At 61.7% G+C, this 20,759-nt stretch carries 18 protein-coding genes; 12 read left to right on the forward strand and 6 right to left on the reverse strand.

Annotated features, from left to right (window positions below; genetic code table 11):
* The first annotated feature begins 172 nt into the window (after positions 1-172).
* Positions 173-295, forward strand: coding sequence for a hypothetical protein (locus ACEUCR_RS06900; RefSeq protein ID WP_084205455.1), 123 nt, complete (start codon positions 173-175; stop codon positions 293-295).
* Between the two features lie 230 nt (positions 296-525).
* On the opposite strand, the gene ACEUCR_RS06905 is transcribed toward ACEUCR_RS06900, so the two are convergent.
* The 5 genes from ACEUCR_RS06905 to ACEUCR_RS06925 all read right to left on the reverse strand — a co-directional run bounded on the left by ACEUCR_RS06905 (position 526) and on the right by ACEUCR_RS06925 (position 6,638).
* A complete protein-coding gene (locus tag ACEUCR_RS06905) occupies positions 526-1,539 on the reverse strand; it encodes an ABC transporter ATP-binding protein (protein WP_041998453.1) in 1,014 nt (337 codons plus the stop codon).
* Positions 1,536-2,531, reverse strand: a complete 996-nt coding sequence (locus ACEUCR_RS06910; protein ID WP_162625823.1) for an ABC transporter ATP-binding protein — start codon at positions 2,529-2,531, stop codon at positions 1,536-1,538. Before ACEUCR_RS06910 ends, ACEUCR_RS06905 begins: the two co-directional genes overlap by 4 nt.
* Before the next feature lie 13 nt (positions 2,532-2,544).
* The gene (locus ACEUCR_RS06915; protein ID WP_408788959.1) at positions 2,545-4,362 is read right to left on the reverse strand and encodes an extracellular solute-binding protein; all 1,818 of its coding nucleotides are present in this window, start codon (positions 4,360-4,362) and stop codon (positions 2,545-2,547) included.
* 97 nt (positions 4,363-4,459) lie between these two features.
* A complete protein-coding gene (locus tag ACEUCR_RS06920) occupies positions 4,460-5,503 on the reverse strand; it encodes an ABC transporter permease (protein WP_041998445.1) in 1,044 nt (347 codons plus the stop codon).
* Between the two features lie 109 nt (positions 5,504-5,612).
* Complete coding sequence (locus ACEUCR_RS06925) at positions 5,613-6,638, reverse strand: ABC transporter permease subunit (RefSeq protein WP_041998442.1); 1,026 nt, start codon at positions 6,636-6,638, stop codon at positions 5,613-5,615.
* A gap of 740 nt (positions 6,639-7,378) precedes the next feature.
* On the opposite strand from ACEUCR_RS06925, the gene ACEUCR_RS06930 reads away from it, so the two are divergent.
* From ACEUCR_RS06930 to rfaH, 11 genes are all read left to right on the forward strand, one after another.
* Complete coding sequence (locus ACEUCR_RS06930) at positions 7,379-9,985, forward strand: TonB-dependent receptor plug domain-containing protein (RefSeq protein WP_392445375.1); 2,607 nt, start codon at positions 7,379-7,381, stop codon at positions 9,983-9,985.
* A gap of 105 nt (positions 9,986-10,090) precedes the next feature.
* The gene (locus tag ACEUCR_RS06935) at positions 10,091-10,855 is read left to right on the forward strand and encodes a DUF3450 domain-containing protein (protein ID WP_041998436.1); all 765 of its coding nucleotides are present in this window, start codon (positions 10,091-10,093) and stop codon (positions 10,853-10,855) included.
* Positions 10,852-12,225, forward strand: coding sequence for a MotA/TolQ/ExbB proton channel family protein (locus ACEUCR_RS06940; protein ID WP_041998434.1), 1,374 nt, complete (start codon positions 10,852-10,854; stop codon positions 12,223-12,225). Before ACEUCR_RS06935 ends, ACEUCR_RS06940 begins: the two co-directional genes overlap by 4 nt.
* 10 nt (positions 12,226-12,235) lie before the next feature.
* Positions 12,236-12,763, forward strand: a complete 528-nt coding sequence (locus ACEUCR_RS06945) for a MotA/TolQ/ExbB proton channel family protein (RefSeq protein WP_111873459.1) — start codon at positions 12,236-12,238, stop codon at positions 12,761-12,763.
* Positions 12,764-12,827: 64 nt separating this feature from the next.
* Positions 12,828-13,235, forward strand: a complete 408-nt coding sequence (locus tag ACEUCR_RS06950; RefSeq protein ID WP_041998428.1) for an ExbD/TolR family protein — start codon at positions 12,828-12,830, stop codon at positions 13,233-13,235.
* Between the two features lie 15 nt (positions 13,236-13,250).
* Positions 13,251-13,886: an energy transducer TonB gene (locus ACEUCR_RS06955; protein WP_041998426.1), complete on the forward strand. Its 636-nt coding sequence runs from the start codon at positions 13,251-13,253 to the stop codon at positions 13,884-13,886.
* 11 nt (positions 13,887-13,897) lie between these two features.
* Positions 13,898-15,142: a tetratricopeptide repeat protein gene (locus ACEUCR_RS06960; RefSeq protein WP_041998424.1), complete on the forward strand. Its 1,245-nt coding sequence runs from the start codon at positions 13,898-13,900 to the stop codon at positions 15,140-15,142.
* 247 nt (positions 15,143-15,389) lie between these two features.
* Positions 15,390-16,433: a methionine ABC transporter ATP-binding protein MetN gene (gene metN, locus ACEUCR_RS06965; protein WP_408759048.1), complete on the forward strand. Its 1,044-nt coding sequence runs from the start codon at positions 15,390-15,392 to the stop codon at positions 16,431-16,433.
* On the forward strand, positions 16,414-17,067 hold the full coding sequence (locus tag ACEUCR_RS06970) for a methionine ABC transporter permease (RefSeq protein WP_041998418.1): 654 nt from the start codon (positions 16,414-16,416) through the stop codon (positions 17,065-17,067). The genes metN and ACEUCR_RS06970 overlap by 20 nt, the downstream gene beginning before the upstream one ends.
* 26 nt (positions 17,068-17,093) lie before the next feature.
* On the forward strand, positions 17,094-17,894 hold the full coding sequence (gene metQ / locus ACEUCR_RS06975) for a methionine ABC transporter substrate-binding lipoprotein MetQ (protein WP_111873461.1): 801 nt from the start codon (positions 17,094-17,096) through the stop codon (positions 17,892-17,894).
* 95 nt (positions 17,895-17,989) lie between these two features.
* Positions 17,990-18,490: a transcription/translation regulatory transformer protein RfaH gene (gene rfaH, locus ACEUCR_RS06980; RefSeq protein ID WP_041998412.1), complete on the forward strand. Its 501-nt coding sequence runs from the start codon at positions 17,990-17,992 to the stop codon at positions 18,488-18,490.
* Between the two features lie 76 nt (positions 18,491-18,566).
* Here rfaH and ACEUCR_RS06985 read toward each other — a convergent pair whose 3' ends face one another.
* A complete protein-coding gene (locus tag ACEUCR_RS06985) occupies positions 18,567-20,540 on the reverse strand; it encodes a methyl-accepting chemotaxis protein (protein ID WP_408788964.1) in 1,974 nt (657 codons plus the stop codon).
* Between the last annotated feature and the right edge of the window lie 219 nt (positions 20,541-20,759).

The raw sequence follows: 20,759 nt of genomic DNA on the forward strand, positions 1-20,759 counted from the left end.
CGCCGCCCGGGTTGAAAACGTATCCATGAGCCAGATTGCACGGGAAAACCTTTTCCAGGAGTTTTGTTGTTTAATTACCTCGAAATTTGATCCACATCACATTTGTGGCTAGGATGCACATTGTGACTCGAGTCACAAAAAACCGAACAACTACCCAATCACGAGGTGAATCATGTTTGAGAACCTGGCCGTGCTGTTCCACCTGAAAGGTGCCACCAGCAAGCAAAACGAGCGTGTCGAGAAAGACGCATATGCCCCGTCAACCCGTCAGTACTACTTCCGTTACGGTGCCTGATCCTGGCGGCAATATTGTCGTAATAAACCAACAAAGCAATCACACCCTGTCTTATCGACAGCCGCCATGCCACCCGGCAGGCCGCCCCGCCCTGGCCTACCCAGCGCCACCTCGTTGCGCCGGGCCTCTTCAGGCCGAACCTGAACGCCAACCATGAAGATGGGGCCCACGGGCCCCATTTTTTTAATCCGCCGAGTCTGCGGCCCCTCTCCTGTTCGGGCCCTGGACACTCAGATCGCCTTTCCCAGTGGCACAGGATCCTGAGTCGGCGCCTCCTGCAGCGGCAGCGGGAAATGGCAGGCCACCTGATGCGCCCCCCCGCAGGATTCAAGCCGGGGTGACTGGCTGCGGCAACGATCCACCGCATAGGGGCAACGCTGATGAAAGTGGCAGCCGGACGGAGGCGAGATGGGGGACGGCACATCGCCGGTCAGCAGGATGCGCTGGCTGCGCCTGCGGGGATCCGGCACCGGAATGGCCGAGATCAGCGCCTGAGTATAGGGGTGGCGCGGGTTGAGATAGAGCTCCTGGGCCGGCGCCATCTCGACGATGCGCCCCAGGTACATGACGGCGACCCGATCCGAGATGTGCTTCACCACGGAGAGATCGTGGGCAATGAAGATGATGGCGAGATCCATCTCCCGCTGCAGGGTGAGCAGCAGGTTCACTATCTGGGATTGCACCGAGACATCCAGCGCCGACACCGCCTCGTCACACACCAGCAGCTTGGGCTGGAGGGCGATGGCCCGGGCGATGCCGATGCGCTGGCGCTGGCCCCCGGAGAACTCGTGGGGGAAGCGATCCGCCGCCGTCTCCGGTAGCCCCACCTTGCCCAGCAGCTCCCGTACCCAGGTCTGGCGCTCACTGCGACTGCCCTTGCCGTGGATGATGAAGGGCTCCTCCAGGATCTGGCCCACGGTATGGCGGCTGTTGAGGGATTCTGCAGGATCCTGAAACACGATTTGCATCTCCTGGCGCAGGGATCGCATCTCCTTGGGCGAGAGCTGGGTGATATCCCGCCCCTCGAAGCTTATCTGGCCCGCGGTCGGCTCGAACAGCTTGAGCAGGGATCGCCCCAGGGTCGACTTGCCGCAACCGGACTCCCCCACCAGGCCCAGGGTCTCCCCCCGTTTCAGATCGAAGCTGATGCCATCCACCGCATAGACGGTGTATTTCTTTCGCAGCAGGCCGCCCCCCATGGAGAAGTGCTGCTTGAGCCCCTTTATCTGCAGAAGTGGCGTCATAGAGAGATCTCCTTCCAGTGATGGCAGGCCACCGCATGTCGGTTGGCCAGCAACTCCACCGGTGGCACCTCGCTGACGCAGCGCGCGCTGGCGTGGGGGCAACGGTTGGAGAAGCGGCAGCCCGCCGGCATCTCGGACAGACTTGGCACCTGCCCCTTGATGGTGTTGAGCAGGGTCTTGGGCGCGTCTTCGAGCCGGGGGATGGAGCGCATCAGGCCATGGGTATAGGGGTGATGGGGTCGCTCGAACAGATCAAACACCTGGGCCCGCTCCACCGCGCGCCCCGCATACATGACCACCACCTCGTCGCACAGCTCGGCCACCACACCGAGATCATGGGTGATGAAGAGGATGGCCATGCCGGTCTGGGCCTGGAGCTCCTTCATCAACGCCAGGATCTGGGCCTGAATGGTGACATCCAGCGCCGTGGTCGGCTCGTCGCAGATGAGCAGGTCGGGCTCGCAGGCCAGCGCCATGGCGATCATCACCCGCTGGCGCATGCCACCGGAGAGATTGTGGGGATAGACGTCAAAGCGCGCCTCCGGCTCCGGCATGCCGACCTTGCGCAGCATGGCGATGGCCGCCTCCTTGCGATCCCGCTTGCTGTATTCGGGCCTGTGCAGGGCAAACACCTCCACCAGCTGGGCGCCTATGGTCTTGACCGGGTTGAGCGCCGTCATAGGCTCCTGGAAGATCATGGAGATACGGTTGCCGCGCACCTTGTACATCTGATCCGGGCTCAAGCCCAGGAGCGCCTCCCCCTGGAAGTCGATGGCCCCCGCCACCACCCGGCCGTGGGGCTGGGGCAGGAGCCCCATGATGGCCAGGGAGGTGACACTCTTGCCGCAACCGGATTCGCCGACGATCCCCAGGGTCTGACCCGGTGCCACCTGGAAGCTGACCCCGTCGAGCACCTTGATCTGGCCCTCATCGACACTGAACTCCACCTCGAGGTCGCGTACCTCCAGGATGGGTGCCTTGCTTATCGCCATCTGGCTGCCCCTCTCAACTGCGTGCATGGGTCTTGTCGACCATGTCCTGGGAGGGCAGGCTCTCGCCCGCGCCCCTTGCCTGCTCGGTCTGCTGCCGCACCTTGGGATCGAGCCAGAGCAGGCCGCCACTGCTATAAGGGTAACCGTCCATGGGCCAATAGAGCAGATCCGGCGAGTTCTTGGTGGCGGGCACCTCGGGCAGCATGACGTAACGCCAGGCGCTGGCCCGCACATAGTTGAGCTGGGCACCGGGCACGAAGATGGCCAGATCATAGATGCGCTGCTGGATCTGGCGGGAGAGGGAGGCCCGCGTCTCTATGTCGAACTCGCTGCCATAGCGGTCGATCAGCCCATCGAGCTGCTGGTCGGCCACATTGAAGAAGTTGTTGGTCTGGGGCTTGTTGGCGTTGTCCGAGTGGAAGAACTCCCAGTATTGGGGATAGAGACCGCCGCCGCCCCAGCCGAGCCAGGCCGCCTCATGCTTCTTCTCCAGCATCACCTTGAAGCCGGTGGCGCCATCCACCAGATTGAGCTCCAGATCCAGGCCCGCCTTCTTCGCCTCTTCTTTCAGCACGGTCAGACGCTTGGTGTGCTCCGCCGTGGCATAGGTGATGGCCAGGCTGAGCCGCTCTCCCCTGGCATTGCGCAAGATGCCGTCCGGCCCCGCCTGGTCAAAGCCTCCCTTGGCGAAGTAGTCACGGGCCTTGCTGATCTCATAGCCGCGGCCGGGGAGATCCACCTCGGTAAAGGGGCCAAAGCCTGAGTCGAAGGTGGTGGCGCGCTGGTAGTCGCCGTAGAGCACCGTCTTGATCATCTTGTCGATGTTGATGGCATGCTGGATGCCGAGGCGGACATTGAGGTCGGCCAGCTTGGGATTGGCGATGTTGAGGTGCAGCCCCTGGGCCCCCTGCTTGGTGTCCGTCATGGCCATCACCTTCTTGACCAGCCCCTGCTTGTATTCCTGGGTGTTGGCCTTCTCATGCCACCAGTTGGGCAGCAGCATCTCGAAGGTGTCGAACTCCCCCTTCAGGAAGTGGCGAAACGCGATGTTGCGATCCCGGATCACCTGCACCTTGATGGTATCCACGTTGAACCTGTGCTGGTTGTAGCGATCGTCTCTGGCCCACCACTCCTTCTGCTTGCTGAAGGTAACCGACTTGCCCTTCTTGACCTCTGTCATCACATAGGGACCCGTGGTGGGCACCAGGGCCCAGTTGTACTTCTTCACCCAGTTGGCATCGAGCTGGTAGAAGTGCCTGGGCTGGGGCCACAGCTCAGTGGTGTTGAGCAGATCCAGCTTGGCCTTGGGGTTGCCCGCCTTGACCAGGATGGTGTGGGGATCAATCTTGTCCACCGCCACCACCTCATTGGTGTAGTAGTTGTTGAACCAGGGACCCTTGATGTGTTTGGAGCGCATCATCTCGTAGCCGAAGGTGTAGTCATCGGCGGTGACCGGCTTGCCGTCCGACCACTTGGCACGGGGATCCAGCTTGAAGTAGACGGTCTGGTTGTCCTGCGCGATGGCCCAGTGGGTCGCCAGGGACGGAATGGGGTTGCCTGTGTTGGGATGGAAGCTGATGAGCCTCAGCTGATTATCCAGAATATAGGAGCGAAACGCGCCATTGGAGTCCGGCCCCACGGTGCGGAACGTCAGGGGAAAGCTGTCCACAAACATGTTGAGGGTGCCGCCGGGCAGCGCCTGGGGGGAGGCGAAGGTGGGATCCGTGTCATTGGTCTCCCACTTGAGATCCGCAGGCAAGCTGGCTGCCCAGACCCAGGATCCGTTCACCACGAGAAAAACAGCACCTATCCATTTGATTTTATTGTTCATATTTGACTTCCAAGTCTAGCCCCTGCTCTGGGGTCTCATTGATAAGGGAAAATACACAATCTTTTCGTTCTAGAGGCCAGGCCCTGGCCCCCGGCCGTCACTGATAACGGGTGAACTTGCGCGGATCGAACGCCTCGCGGATGGCCTCGCCGATGAAGGAGACCATGATGAGCACCAGGCTCACCGCCGCCACCACTGAGCTGACAATCCAGATGGCATCCAGGTTGTTGATCCCCTGGGAGAGCAGCTCCCCCCAGCTCGGGGTGGGCGGTGCCAGGCCAAAGCCCAGGTAATCCAGCGCCGTCAGGGTGGAGATATTGCCCACCACGGCGAACGGTGCCAGGGTCACTATCATCACCAGGGTATTGGGCAGTATGTGGTTGAAGATGATGCGCTTGGTGGTGGCCCCCTGGGCCCGCGCCGCCATCACATAGTCCCGTGCCCGCTCCTTGTAGGTGAGAGTGCGCATGTACCAGGTGATCCCCATCCAGCCAAACAGCACATTGATGAAGGCAAACAGGCCGAAGTTGGGCTTGGCCAGGGACACCAGGATCATGATGACGTAGAGAAACGGCACCTGGGACCAGATCTCGATGAAGCGCTGCAAGATGAGATCGAAGCGCCCCCCGAGAAAGCCCATCATGCAGCCGATGCTGACGCCGATGACATAGCTCGCCACCAGCACGATGAAGGCAAAGCCGATGGCGATGCGAAAGCCATAGATGAGGCGCGCCAGCACGTCGCGTCCGCTGGTATCTGTGCCGAGGAAGTGGCGCTCGGCCAGGCTGGGGGCATAAGGGGGATAGCTGTCTTGCTTGAAATCCTGCTCGTAGGGGTTCCAGGGCACGGGGGGCAGCAAGACCCAGTCCCCCTTCCCTTCCTCGGCAAACCTGGCCTTGAGCTGGCGATAGTTGGTCTCGTACTGGTAGTCGAGCCCGAACTGCTGGCCCGGGATCACGTCACCATAGGTGGGGAAATAGAGCTGGCCCCCGTGGCTCACAATCAGGGCGCGGCTGTTGACAATCAGCTCTGCCAGCAGCGCCAGCAGCACCAGGGCGGAGAAGATGATGAAGGAGTAGTAACCGCGCTTGATCGATTTGAAGCGCTTGAGTTTTTTCAATGTGACCGGATTGAGGTTCATGCTCACTCTCCAAACCGTACGCGGGGATCGACAGAGGATGCAACGCAGATATCGGAGACGATATGGGGTGACATCAGCATCGACATGGCAATAGAGATCTGACTCATGATTACTCTCCAAACCGGACGCGGGGATCGACCAGGGCGACGCAGATATCGGAGACGATGTTGCCTACCAGCATCAGCATGGAGGTGATGGCCAGTATCCCCATGACGGTGGGGTAGTCCCGCTCGACGATGGCCTCGTAACCGAGCAGGCCTATGCCGTCGATGTTGAAGATGGTCTCGATGAGAAAGGATCCGCCGAAGAAGACGGTGAGCACGCTGCCCAGATGGCTGGCGATGGGGATCAGGCTGTTGCGCATGGCGTGGTCGGTGACCGCCTTGCGAAACGGCAGCCCCTTGGCCACCGCGGTGCGCACGTAATCCGCCGACAGGTTCTCCATCAGGCTGTTTTTCATGGTCATGGTGAGGATGGCGAAATCCCCGATGGCATAGGCGATGAGGGGCAGCAGGGCGTGGGCGAAGAGGGTACGTATCTTGTCCCAGCTGCTCTCCATGTAGTCGAAGTCATCGCCGGGGAAGCCCCCCATGGGCAGCCACTCCAGGTGAAACGCAAAGACGGTGATGAGGAAGATCCCCACCACGTAGGCGGGCAGCGCATAGGCCATGTAGATGAACATGGAGCTGAGGGAATCGAAGCGACTGTTGTGCTTGAGCGCCTTGGCCACCCCGAGCGGGATCGAGACCAGATAGCTGAGCAGGAAGGTGGCCAGGCCGAAGAAGGCGGTGACCGGCAATCTCTCCTTGATGAGATCCCACACCGGCTCGTAGTAGCGGGTCGACTCGCCGAGATCCAGCACCACCAGCTTCTGCAGCCACTCCCAGTAAGCGATCAGCATGGGCTTGTCGAGACCGTAGAAGGCTTTGAGCTCCTCGATCTGTTCGTCCGAGAGGGCCTGCGCCCCCTTGCTGCCACTGGAGCGTCCGGACTCGCCTTGGGAGACCTGCGCCTGCAGCAGCATGCGTTCCACCGGGCCACCGGGCACGAAACGGGTAACGGTGAAGACCAGCAGCGTGATACCGAGAAACGTCGGGATGATCAAAAGCATCCGACGTAAGAAATACGACAGCATGGTGGGTTGAACCTCGTCCTTGTTGTTATTGTGTGGCCAGTCATTTCCTGTGACTCGCCTCTCCTTCCTGGCATTACTCGCTGGATTGACTGACTATTTGGCAGACAATCCGCTCGGCCACTGTAAAACCTCTGCAACAAAAATCAAGTAAAACGAAGCCCATACCATCCCTCCTTCCCCAAACTGTCGCCACAGCGTAATTCACTGAACTATTTTTTCTGAAAACCCCAATTCGAAATAAAAACCCAGCATTAAAAAAATATTAAATTTGCTCAAACAATGTTTATAGCCAGCAACAAAACAACATAAAAGCAATATTTTTCATTGTGTTAGCATGAAACCAAACCTCAGGTATATAGAGGGGCCTCTATTCATACTCATCAGACCAGACGAGATGACTATCGAACATCCGCCCCCACAGAATAGATAGAAATATCGTTTACCATTTGAATCATGGGATAAAAAATAGCGAGACCATGGCGGTAGTAATAAGTTCAGCATTAAGCAAATGATTTGCGTGAAGGTGATTTAACAAAACATTAACCGCCAGATGATTTGCATATCAGAATATCTCACCAAGAAAACGTCTTTCATTTGGCATCATGACCCTGCCAACCCCCATTCCCCCACTCTGGTGCGGCCAATTGACGCCCGCCGCCAAAACTTGATAAGCCTTACGCACCGCTCCAACGAGGGCGGTTCAGGAAGCAAACAATAAACAACCAGGAAGGATATAAGCGATGCTTAGGAAAAGCAGGATCTCTGCTGCCATCGCGTTCGCGTTGGCGAGCGCAGCAGTGGCGGCTCCCTCTGCCCATGCAGAAGAGGGACAGGAAGTCGAACAGCTGCAGAAAATCAAGGTCACTGGCTCACGCATCTCCCGCGTCGACGTCGAAGGCGCCACTCCGGTTGTCTCCGTCAGCAAGGCCAAGATAGAACAATCCGGCCAGCAAACGGTGGCCGACTACCTCAAGCAAGCCTCCTACAACTCCTTCGGTGGCGTCTCCCCCTCTTCGGGCAGCTCCTTCCAGTCCCAGGGCACAGTCGGCCTGCGCGGCCTGGGTTCCGAGCGAACCCTGGTGCTGCTCAACGGCAAGCGGGTCGCCGGCTCCCCCACCATGGGTGGCACCGCCATCAACCTCAACACCATCCCCATGGCCGCCGTTGAGCGGGTCGAAGTCAACCTGGACGGCGGCTCCGCCATTTACGGCTCCGACGCCATCGGCGGCGTGATCAACGTCATCTTGAAGCAGGACTACGAAGGGTTGCAGTTCCAGGGTCGCCTCGGCAGCCCGAGCGAAGAGGGCGGAGACGAGAAGAGCGGCTCCGTCATGGCCGGTATCACAGGGGAGAAGGGCTCCCTGATGGCCGTCTATGAGCACGACAAGAAAGACATCATCTACGCCCGGGATCGCGACTATCTCAGCAAGCAGGGCAAGGAGTCACCGAGCGCCTACGGTCGCAACGTCGAGGGGATCACCGGCGTCGATGGCAATGGCGATGCCCAGTGGAGCTACGGCCCCCTGGCCGGGGTGACCGATGCCAATGGCACCTGCAAAGAACCCTTCACCAATTTCGATGGCGGCTGTAACTATGACTACGGCAAGGTGGCCGCCACCACCGCCTCCCGCAGCCGCGACACCCTCTACCTCAACGGTCGCTACCACATCAGCGACAGCGTCGACTTCGTGCCGCAAATCGTTGCCTCCCGGGTCGAGAGTTTCGGTCGCTTCGCCCCGGCCGCCGGTTTCTTCACCGTGGATGCGGCCAACCCGAAAAATGCCGACTTCTACAACCAGAACGGCCTGGATGCCGCCGCCACCGAGAGCCTGGGGGAAGCCGCCTACGTCTACTACCGCTTCAACAACGTCGGCACCCGTGACAACCTGGTCACGGACACCACCGGCAGCCTGAACCTGGCCTTTGAGGGCACCCTGCCCACCGAAGCCGTCGGCGATCTCATCTGGAACGCCGGCTACATGTACTCCAAGACCGACAACAAGGAGAACGGCACCGGATACGTGCTGGCTTCGGCCGCCCAGCAGGCCGTGGCCGATGGCAAGTTCGTCAATGGTGAATTTGATGCCGGTACCACGGCCGCCATGGCCGCCGACACCAGCCGCCGCTCCACCATGGACTTCTACCAGTGGTACGCCGGGGTGCAGTGGGACATGGGCGAGCTGCCCGCAGGCCCGGTCAGCTGGTACGCCGGCGCCGAGTACAACGACTGGGTCTACACGGACAAATATGACGCCCAGTCCGAGGCAGGCAACATCATAGGCTCGTCCGGCAACTCCTCCGGCGGCGATCGCAACGTCACCGCCGTCTATCTGGAGACCCTGATCCCGGTACTGGACGAGGTCGAGCTGAGCGTCGCCGGTCGCTATGACAAATACAGCGACTTTGGCAGCGCCTTCTCGCCCAAGGCGAGCCTGCGCTATCAGCCCCTGGACAACCTGATGTTCCGCACCTCCTGGTCGCAATCCTTCCGCGCTCCCAGCCTGCAGGATCTCTACGCGGCAGACTCCTTCTCCGCGGATTGGGCCAAGGATTACGTCTACTGCCAGAACAACGGCATCTCGGCGGCCGACTGCCCGAACCAGCAGTACAACACCACCCGGACCTCCAACGAGGAGCTCAAGGAAGAGACGGCCAACACCTGGAACTTCGGTGCCAGCTACAGCCCCCTCGACAACCTGAACCTCTCCCTGGACTACTACATCATCAAGATCGAGGACGTCATCCAGCTCAACTCCACCCAGTCCATCATCTATGACGAGCTGAACAATGGCGGCTCCAGCCTGGTCGAGCGTCGCAGCGACGGCAAGATCCGCAATGTCACCTCTCCCATGGTCAACCTGGGGGATCTGAACACCAGCGGTCTGGACTTCAAGCTCGATTACAACTACGACTTGGACGTCGCCACCATCCGCTACGACTTCGGCAGCACCTATATCCTGGAGTACAAGGAAGGCCTGTATGCCGGCGGCCCCGAGGTCGACAAGATCGGCCAGAACGGCAAGCCGCAGCTGCGCTTCAACTCAGGGATCGGCGTGAACGTGCCCCAGTGGTGGAACATGGACACCTACCTGAGTGCGAACTACATCGACTCCCAGAGCCAGGACTATGTCGCCGACACGGGTGAGGAAGTGGGCCACATCGCCTCCAACACCACCTGGAACCTGAACGTCGGCGTGGATACCCCCTGGAACGGCAAGCTGCAGGCCGGTGTGAAGAACATGTTCAACCGCACCCCCTCCCTCGAGAGCGATGGCTTCACCTACGACGAAGACATCTACAGCATCGACGGTCGCATCTACTACCTCGATTACAGCCAGAAGTTCTGATCCCTTTGCTGACATGACCACAAGCCGGCCCCCGGGCCGGCTTTGCCCAAGATTCCAAGGAAGTAACGGAGATAGGGTAATCCTATGAAAACAAGGACTATGACAATGAAGAAAGCGCTCCTGGGCAGCCTGGTATCGGCCGCTCTGTTGACCAGCTTCAACCTGAGTGCCGCCACCGCCGGTCAGGCGGTAGACGCCCAGGCCGCCACCGACAATGCCTCGAAAGTGTCCCAGCAGAAGATCGACAACTACGCCGACACCGCGGAGTCCGCCCTGGCCCAGTACAAGGCGAGCCTGCGTCAGCTCGACAGCCTGCGCACCTACAACGAGCAGGTCGGCAAGATGGTGGAGTCCCAGAGCAGCGAGCTGGCCTCCATGGCGCGCCAGATAGCCCAGATAGACCAGACCAGCACCGAGGTGGTGCCGCTGATGCTCAAGATGATCGACGCCCTCGAGCAGTTCGTGGCGCTGGATCTGCCGTTCCAGCAGGTGGAGCGCGAAGACAGGGTCGCCGCCCTGACCGATCTCATGAACCGGGCCGATGTCACCATCTCGGAGAAGTACCGCAAGATCCTCGAAGCCTACCAGATAGAAGAGGGCTTCAGCCGCACCATCGAAGCCTACAAGGCCAGCCTGGACAAGGATGGCGCCCAGAAGACCTATGAATTCCTGCGGGTCGGTCGCATCGCCCTGCTCTACCAGTCCCCGGACGGCATGGAGACAGGGGTGTGGAACAAGCAGACCCGCCAGTGGGACACCCTGCCCCAGGAGTATCGCAGTGCGGTTGAACAAGGCCTTCGCATCGCCAAGAAGCAGGCCCCCCCTGCCCTGATCAAGCTGCCGGTTCACACTGCGGAGAAAGCATCATGAAAGGACTCAGACTCACGATCGCCTCGCTGATAGCGGGCGCCGCCCTGTTTACTCTGCCGGTCACCGCCGCCGAGAAGCCGGTGGATCTCAATGCCCTGCTCAGCCAGATCAAGGCCGACAGCCTGACCGAATCCCAGCTCAACAAGGAGCGGGAGGCCCGCTTCCTGGCCGACAAGAATGAGCAGGCCAACCTGCTGGCCAAGGCCAAGGCGGATCTCGCCGCCGAAACCGCCAGGGGCGATGAGCTCAAGGCCAGTTTCGACGCCAACGACAAGCAGCTGACCGAGCTGACCGAGACCCTGCGCCAGCGTTCCGGCAACATGGGGGAGATGTTCGGGGTGGTACGCCAGTTCGCCGGCGAGTTCAAGGGCATCTTCAACGCCTCGCCGCTGCGGGTCGAATACCCGGAACAAGGGCCGCTGCTCACCAAACTGGCCGAGAGCAAGGAGCTGCCCTCCAGCGGCGATCTCGAAGCGTTCTGGACCACCATCCTCAGCCGCATGATAGACGCAGGCAAGGTGAGCCGGATCCCGGCCACCGTCGTCTATGGCGAAGGAAGCCAGGCCGACAAGACCGTCACCCAGATAGGCGAGTTCAACACGGTCGCCGATGGCAAATACCTCAACTTCGTCCCCGAGACCGGCAAGTTCGAGGAGCTCTCCCGTCAGCCCGACGGCAAGATGACCTCCCTCATCGCCCCCTTCGAGCAGGGTGGCGCCGGGCTCGAGCCCATCTATGTGGATCCGTCGCGCGGCGTCATCCTCTCCCTGCTGGTGCAGTCCCCCACCCTGGCCGAGCGGATCGATCAGGGCGGCGTGGTCGGTTACGTCATCCTGGCCCTGGGGGCCGTTGGGGTGCTGATCGCCCTGTTCTGCGGTGCCCGCCTCTCCCTCATCGGCGGCGCCATGCGCAAGCAGATGAAGTCCGACGCCATCATCAAGGGCAATCCCCTGGGTGAAATGCTGGCCGCCTACCAGGGCCACAAGGGCGACAACATAGAGGATCTGGAATCCAAGCTCGACGAGGTGATACTGCGCAACGTGCCGACCCTGGAGAAGGGCGTGGGCATCATCAAGCTGATCGCCTCGGTCGCCCCCCTGCTGGGTCTGCTGGGTACCGTGGTCGGCATGATTGCCACCTTCCAGGCCATCACCCTGTTCGGTACCGGCGATCCCAAGCTGATGGCCGGCGGCATCTCCGAGGCCCTGGTCACCACCATGCAGGGTCTGGTGGTCGCCGTGCCCATGCTGTTCCTCTACACAGTGGTACAGACCCAGAGCCGTCGCCTGATCCAGGTGCTGGAAGAACAGAGCGCCGGGTTCGTGGCCCGTTATCAGGAAAACCTGCACGCCTCCAAAGCCGCAGCGTAAGGAGTCTTCCATGTGGTTCTGGTTGATTGAGGAAGTGGAATCCATCCGGCGCTTTCTGGGGATGGGGGGAGATGTGCTGGTCGCCATCTTCTTCCTCACCCTGGTGATGTGGGCCCTGTTGCTCGAGCGCTGGATCTATTTTCTGACCGTCTATCCCCAGCAGGCCAAGGGCACCCAGCAGAGCTGGCTGGCCCGCCGTGACCATCAATCCTGGTCTGCCAGGCAGATCCGGCGCGAGCTGGTCTCCCGGGTGGCCCTGGCGGTGGACAAGGGGATGCCAATCATCAAGGTGCTGATCGCCCTCTGTCCACTGATGGGGCTGCTAGGCACCGTCGTTGGCATGGTGCAGGTGTTTGACACCCTCGCCATCACGGGAACGGGATCGCCGCGGGCCATGGCCTCCGGCATCTCCAAGGCGACCATTCCGACCATGGCCGGCATGGTGGCCTCCCTCTCCGGCCTGTTCTTCGCCAGCCGTCTGGAGCACAAGGGCAGGTTGGCGGTGGACAAGCTGGAAGACAGCCTGAAGCACGGTTGAGTCAGGGAACGATGCGGTGGCCGGGCCAGACCCGGCCACCCGTTACAAGCAAGGAGTTTTTGCTATGAGAAAGCGTCACAGCGCGAGCAGCGCAGACGAGGCGGCGATCGATATGACCCCCATGCTGGACATTGTGTTCATCATGCTGATCTTCTTCATCGTCACCACCTCGTTCGTCAAGGAGGCCGGGGTGGAGATCAACCGCCCCAGCGCCAACACCGCCGAGACGGTCAAGAAGGGCAACATCATGGTGGCCGTGCGTGAGAACGGTCAGGTCTGGGTCGACAAGCGCCAGGTCGAAGTGGGCGCCGTGCGTGCCAACATCGAGCGGCTGCGTGCCGAGAACCCGGAAGGCGCCGTGGTGATCCAGGCCGATACCGAATCCAGGTCCGGTATCGTGGTGGAAGTCATGGATCAGATCCGCATGGCCGGGGTGCAGAACATCTCCATCGCCGCCAATAAAGAAGGCTGATGCCAGGGGTCACCAATGAGATACCTGATATCCTTCGCAGCCGCCTTCCTGGTGGTATTCGGCCTGTTCTGGGGAATGGACAAGCTGGTTAACCAGGAGCGCCGGGAGTTGCTGGAACAAGACGACGTCAGCATGGTCGACTTCATCCGCATCAAGCCCGAGGAGACGCTGCAAGAGAAACAGAGAGAACTGCCCAAACCGCCGCCGCCCAAGCGCCCGCCCCCCCCACCCGAGATGGAGGTGTCGAGCCCGGACAAGCCGCAGATGCAGACCATGGCCATGGACATGCCCAAGCTGGACCTGCCGGTCAACATCGCCGGCGGCAACGCCCTCGGTGCCTACAGCACAGGGGGTGGCGGCGGTGGCATGGGAGGCAACAATGGCGCCATCCCTCTGGCCACCTTCGAGCCCATGATGCCGCGCAAGGCCGCCCTCGCGGGTCTGGCCTCGGGCAAGGTATTGCTGGAGTTCACCGTCACCGAACGGGGCACGGTCAGCGACGTGCGCGTGGTCAAAGAGCAGCCCCGCAGCTATGACCTCGGCAAGGAGGCGCGCAAGACGGTGGCCAAGTGGACATTCAAACCCGCCATGGTCGATGGCAAGCCGCAGTCGAGTCGCATGCGGCAAGAGATCGAATTCGCGGTCAACTAAGGAAGGTGGCGATGAACAAGTTACACAAGGGGATATTGGCCCCGGTCGCCCTGGCCGTGTTGATGAGCACCGCCAGTTGGGCCGCCGAACAACCCTCCCTCTCCGACCGCGCCTACCGCGCGGTCAACAAGGCTCAGGAGCTGATCGCCGCCAAGAAGTACGGCGAGGCCAATGCCAAGTTGCAAGATGCCCTCTCGGGGGCCGGGGAGAAGGTCTATGACAAGGGGGTGATACTGCAAACCCTGGGCTTCGTCGCGGCGCAGCAGGAGCAATATGGCAAGGCGACCAAGTATTTCGCCGACGCCATTGCCACCGGCGGCCTGCCCCAGCCTGTGGCCCAGCAGGTGCGCTACAACCTGGCCCAGCTCTACATGGCGGAGGGCAACTTCAAGGGATCCATCAACACCATGAAGGAGTGGTTCGCCAGCCTCGGCAAGGAGGACAAGCCCACTCCCCATGCCTACATCACCCTGGCCAACGCCCATGTCCAGCTCAAGCAGTACCGGGAGGCCATCCCGGCGGTAGACAGTGCCATTCGTCTCTCCGCCGGCAAGGCCCCCGAATCCTGGTATCTGCTCAAGATGGGGGCACACTACGAGCTGAAGCAGTACAAACCGGCGACCGAGGTACTGACCACCCTGGTGGGCATGTTCCCGGAGAAGAAGAAGTACTGGACCCAGCTCTCGGCCATGTATATGCAGGCGGGCAACGATCCCAAGGCGCTGGCCGCCCTGGAGAGCGCCTACCGGCTGGGCATGCTGACCGAGCAGGCCGAGCTGCTGCGCCTGGCCAACTACCTCGCCTTCGCCGGCATTCCCCACCGCGGCGCCCGCGTGCTGGAGAAGGCCATGAAGGAGGGCCAGGTGGAGCGCAGCGTGGCCAACCTCAAGACCCTGGCCAACTACTGGCATCAGGCCAAGGAGCTCGACCCGGCCATCGATACCCTGATGACGGCCTACCGCCAGGCGCCCAACGCCGAGTTGCAGCTCAAGATGGCGCGCATGATGATCCAGAGCAAGCGCTATCAGGATCTGGTGGCCCTGGCGGGCAAGCCTGCAGGCAATGCCAGCGCGCTGCAGCGAGCCGATCTCAAGTTCCTGACCGGGGTGGCCTACTTCGAGCAGAACCGGCCCAAGGAGGCGCTCACCGCCTTCACCCAGGCCGCCCAGAACGGCCAGGTCAGCGGCCGTGCCACCCCCTGGATCAGCTTCCTCAAGGAGCAGAACCCGCAGGCACAGGACAGCCAGACCCAGTGAGACTCGGGGAAGCGCCGCCCCGGATCAGATGACCAGAACCGCTCCTCGGAGCGGTTTTTTTCATTGCCGGTTTTCGGCGCCGAACATCCGCATTTTTAGACGTCTAGACGTAAAAACACTCGTTGACATAGCCATCCAGACATCTTAGCATCATCAACCATGATGACAGAGCAAACCCAGTGTAACCTCTGCCCAACTTACCCGCCTGTAGCGCCCTGTGCTTTAAGGCTTTGGCACGGAAGAATCCATGATCAAGTTGAATGCCCTCAACAAAGTCTACGGTAAAGGCAGTGACGCCGTGCACGCCCTGCGTGATGTGAGCCTGCATGTACCCCAAGGCAAAATCTTCGGTGTGATCGGTGCCTCCGGCGCCGGCAAGAGCACCCTCATTCGCTGTGTCAACCTGCTCGAACGACCCACCGACGGCCAGGTGGTGGTGGATGGCCAGGACCTGACCGCCCTCGGCGAGGGCGAGCTGACCCAGGCCCGCCGCCAGATCGGCATGATCTTCCAGCACTTCAACCTGCTCTCTTCCCGCACCGTCTCCGCCAACATCGCCTTCCCCCTGGAGCTGGCGGGATGGGACAAGGCCCGCATCCAGGCCCGGGTGCGGGAGCTGCTGGTCCTGGTGGGCCTCGAGGCTCGCGCCCATGCCTATCCGTCCGAACTCTCCGGCGGCCAGAAGCAGCGGGTCGCCATCGCCCGCGCCCTGGCACCGGCCCCCAAGGTGCTGCTGTGCGACGAGGCCACCTCGGCCCTGGATCCCCAGACCACCCGCTCCATCCTGACCCTGCTCAAGGAGATCAACGTCAAGCTGGGGCTGACCATACTGCTCATCACCCACGAGATGGATGTGGTGAAGGGGATCTGTGACGAAGTGGCCATCATCAGCGATGGCCGCCTGATCGAACAGGGGGAAGTGGCCTGGTTCTTCAGCAACGCCAAGACCCAGCTGGCCCGCGACTTCATCCACTCCACCATCCACCTGGACGTGCCCCAGGAGTATCAGGACCGGATGACCCAAACCCGGGTTCCCGACAGCTATCCGCTGCTCAAGCTCGGCTTCACCGGCGCCAGCGTCGACAGCCCCCTCATCTCGGAGGCGAGCCGCCGTTTCGACATAGACGTCAGCATACTGGCGGCGGACATCGAATACGCGGGCGGGGTCAAGTTCGGCTTCCTGCTGGCCGAGGTGTTCGGCGACGAGGCCCAGTGCGAGGCCACGCAACAGTTCTTCATCGACAACCACATACAGCTGGAGGTAATGGGTTATGTCCGACGCCATGATTAATCTGCTCATCTCGGCGCTGGGTGACACCCTGATCATGGTGTCGGCCTCCGCCCTGTTCGGTTGCCTGCTCGGCCTGCCCCTGGGGGTCGCCCTCTATGTGACCAAACCGGGCCAGATCCTGGCCCATCCGGTGCTGAACCGCCTGCTCGGGGTCGTGGTCAACATAGGTCGCTCCGTGCCCTTCATCATTTTGCTGGTCGCCATCATACCGCTGACCCGACTCATCGTCGGCACCAGTATCGGCACCATAGCCGCCATAGTGCCGCTGACCATAGGCGCCGTCCCCTTCATCGCCCGCCTGGTGGAAGGGGCCCTGATGGAGGTGCCGGACGGCCTGCTCGAGGCCGCCAAGGCCATGGGTGCCAAGCCGCTGCAAATCATCACCAAGGTGCTGCTGCCAGAGGCCCTGCCCGGCATCCTCAACAGCGTCATCATCACGCTGGTGACCCTGGTCAACTACTCCGCCATGGCCGGTGCCATCGGAGGGGGCGGCCTGGGGGACGTGGGGATCCGTTACGGCTACCAGCGTTTCGACCCCACCGTCATGCTGGTGACAGTGGCCATTCTGGTGGTACTGGTTCAACTCATCCAGAGCGCAGGTGAGCGCCTGGTCAACAAATGCGATCATCGCTGAACGTCGATTTCTAACAGGAGGTTTTCATGAAATTAGCCATTAAATCCATCGCGGCGGCTCTGCTGGCTGGCTTGGTACTGGTCGGCTGCGGCCAGAAGGAAGAGAGCAAGACCCTGAAGATTGGCGCCATTGCCGGCCCCGAGACCGAACTGGTCGAAACCGCCGCCAAGGTTGCCAAGGACAAGTTTGGCCTGACCGTCGAGGTGGTGACCTTCTCCGACTATGTCACCCCCAACGTGGCTCTGAACGATGGCAGCATCGACATCAACGCCTTCCAGCACAAACCCTACCTGGATGCCCAGATCCGTGATCGCGGCTTCAAGCTGGTGCCGGTTGGCAACACCTTCGTCTACCCGATTGCCGGTTACTCCAAGAAGATCAAGGCCCTGAGCGAGCTGCAAGATGGCGCCCAGATAGCGGTGCCCAATGATCCGACCAACCTGGGTCGCTCCCTGATCCTGCTGGAGAAGCAGGGTCTGCTGACCCTGAAAGAGGGCGCCGGCCTGGAGGCAACCGTACTGGACATCGCCAGCAACCCGCGCAACTTCAAGATCGTCGAACTGGAAGCCGCCCAGCTGCCGCGCTCCCTGGAAGACGTGGATCTGGCCATCATCAACAACACCTTCGCCGGCCAGATTGGGCTGACCCCCACCGAGAACGGCCTGTTCGTCGAAGACAAGGAGTCCCCCTACGTCAACCTGATCGTCTCTCGTGAAGACAACAAGGATGACGAGAAGGTCAAGCAGTTCGTGCAGGCGTTCCAGACCGACGAGGTCTATCAAAAAGGCATGGCCCTGTTCAAAGAGGGGCTGGTCAAGGGCTGGTAAGCGGCTCTCATGTCAAAAAGGCCACGTCAGCGTGGCCTTTTTCGTCTCTGCCGCTATCATAGCCCTGAGCACGACGACAACAAGAAACAATCAGCATGAAACAATGGTATCTGGCCTACTGCAAGCCCAAGGAAGAGGCGCGTGCCCGAGTCCATTTGGCGGCTCAGGGCATTGAATCCTATTACCCCATGGTGGAGGTCGAGAAGCTGCGCCGTGGCAAGCGCGTTCCCGTCCGCGAACCCATGTTCCCGAACTACCTGTTCATCTTTGTGGATCTCGAGGAGGTGACCCCGGTGACCCTCAAGTCCACCCGGGGCATCAGCCGCATCATCCACTTCGGGCGGGAGTGGACCCCCATCTGCAGCCAGCTGGTGTACCAGCTGATGAGCAAGGATGACAGCGACGAGGCGAGAGCCAGCTATGCTTGCCTGCCGAGCCAGGGTGACAAGGTACTTATCGAATCTGGCCCCCTGGCCGGATTCGAGGCCATCTACCTGGAGCCGGATGGTGCTAAGCGGGCGATCCTGCTGGTCAACCTGCTCAACCAGGAGACCAGCAGCAGCTTCGATAACCAGGCGTTTCGCCGGCTGGATTGACCCGAAAACATTCCCATATGAACACGCCCCGCATCCTAAGGTTGCGGGGCGTTTTTCTGGCGCCGACAGGGGTCGCTCACTGCAGGGTGAAGCGGCTGATCGCCTGGCTGAGGCGGCCCGTCTCCTGGGCCAGGCGCGTCACGATCGCCTCTCCCTGCTGGCCATGGTGGCGGGATTGATGACTGAGTCCGGCAATCTCCTCCACGGCACCGGCCACTTCACGGGCGGTGCGTGACTGCTGCTCGGTGGCGGTGGCAATGGCCCCCAGCTGTTCGCTCAGCGCCTGCACCCGTTCGATGGCCCCCTGCAGGGTATGGCTGACGCTCTCCACCGCGCCGCGCCCCTCCTCCACCAGCCGGGTTCCCGTGCTCACGGTCGCCACCGTCTGCCGGGTCTGCTGCTGTATGCTGGCGATGGTCTGGCTGATCTCGGCGGTGGACTGGCTGGTGCGGCTGGCCAGCTGGCGTACCTCGTCGGCCACCACGGCAAAGCCACGCCCCTGTTCCCCGGCCCGCGCCGCTTCGATGGCGGCGTTGAGCGCCAGCAGATTGGTCTGCTCGGCGATGGTGGCGATCACCTCGGTGACACGGCCCACCTGCTCGCTCTGGGCGCTGAGGCGCGCCATGGCGCCATTGGCCTCCCCTATCATGGTGGAGATGGCCTGCATGGTACCCACCATCTGACCGAGGGCCTGCTCCCCCGCCCGGCTCTGGTTCTCTGCCTCCGTAGCGGCGCAGGCGGCCTGGGCTATGTTGCCGGCCACCTCCCGGCTGGTCACCGAGATCTGATCGATGGCCGACGCCACCTCATCCACCCGGTGGTGCTGACTGGCAAGATCCGAAACCAGGGTGCGAGTGGTGCCGCTCACCTCGCCGCTGACCCCCTCAACTTGCGCGACTGCCCCCTGAATGTCGGCCACCAGCTGACGTAGCTGGGCCGACATCTGGTTGAGGGAACCGGTCAACCGCCCCAGCTCGTCCCCGCGCCGCATCGGCAGGGGGTCTGCCGGCAGCCGGCCGGACGCCACCAGGCTGGCGCGATGCTCGAGCCGCTGGATGTCGCCGGTCAGATGGCGGCTGAGCCAGAGCGCCACCAGGGTACTGAGCAGCAGCACCCCCAGGGTGGAGGCGACCAGCATGGTGCGGATGCGGCGACTGGCGCGCTCCATCTGCTCGCCCATGCCGTCCACCTCGGCATGGGTCTGACGGACCTGATCCGCCAGCTGGCTGCCCAGGCGCAGCAACTCGGGCTCCACCTCATGGGCCATCAGATGGTTGGCCCGGTTCCAGTCCGGTGCCCGGCGCGCGGCGATCACCTGATCGACCAGCTCGCCGAAGGGGGTCGACATCTCCTCGAACAGGCCCCACAGCGTCTGCTGCGCCTCGGTGAAATGGGCGGCCTGTCCCGCTATCTCCTGCACCCGTTGCCGGTGGAACTGGTAATAATCGAGATACTTCTGGCGATAGTCATCCTCCCCCGAGATGAGGTAATCCCGCAGCGCGGAGAGGGCATTGGAGAGCCCGTTGTAGGCATCCCCTACCTGCTTGAGCAGACGGCGCCTGTCCCCAGAGAGTCCGATCTCCTCGGTCGCCACCTCCTCGTTGGTGAAAGATTGCAGCTGATCCAGGGCCGCCTCCGCCAGGGGGCCGGCCTCCTGCAACATCAGGGTATGGGCGGGCAGGTTGTCATCCGTGTGGGCCAGATCCCACACCCGCTGCTGGCTCGCCTTGAAGGCGGCCAGCGCCTCGGCCAATGGGGGAGCCATGGTCTGGCCCTCGATGCGCAGCCAGGCCTGCTGCCACTCCTGCTTGAGGCGCTCACCCTGGGCGGGATCCGCCCCCAGGATCAGATAGCCCCGCAGAGAGGAGACGGTGGCCACCAGGGCCTGCTGGCTCGCCTCGTCCCGCTGCAGGGCAGGCAGAGCCTGGCGCATCAGTGCCTGCTCGGAGTCGGCGATCTGATGCTGTTGATGGGAGATTAGCACGGCAAAGAGCAGGATCAGCAGGTTGACGAAGCCGAAGGCGAGCAACAGTTTGACGGCAATTTTCATAAACATCCTTGTTCCGAAGGGAATCCTGTGGCTCCGAATCGAGAGGCCCGGTCACCACGCGCCCGGGGGCGAGTGCGGGGAAGGCTCCATGCCCTCCCAGGCCGTGTCGGCACTCGAGCGTATCACACTGGCGATGCGGTGCCACGGCGGTGTGACCACCACGACACGGCACGCTTTTTCACTTATCGGACGACGAAGCAGCGTCATGAGAGAAAGTTG

It is taken from the genome of Aeromonas bivalvium (assembly GCF_046078285.1).
In the GTDB taxonomy this organism is placed as follows: domain Bacteria; phylum Pseudomonadota; class Gammaproteobacteria; order Enterobacterales; family Aeromonadaceae; genus Aeromonas; species Aeromonas bivalvium.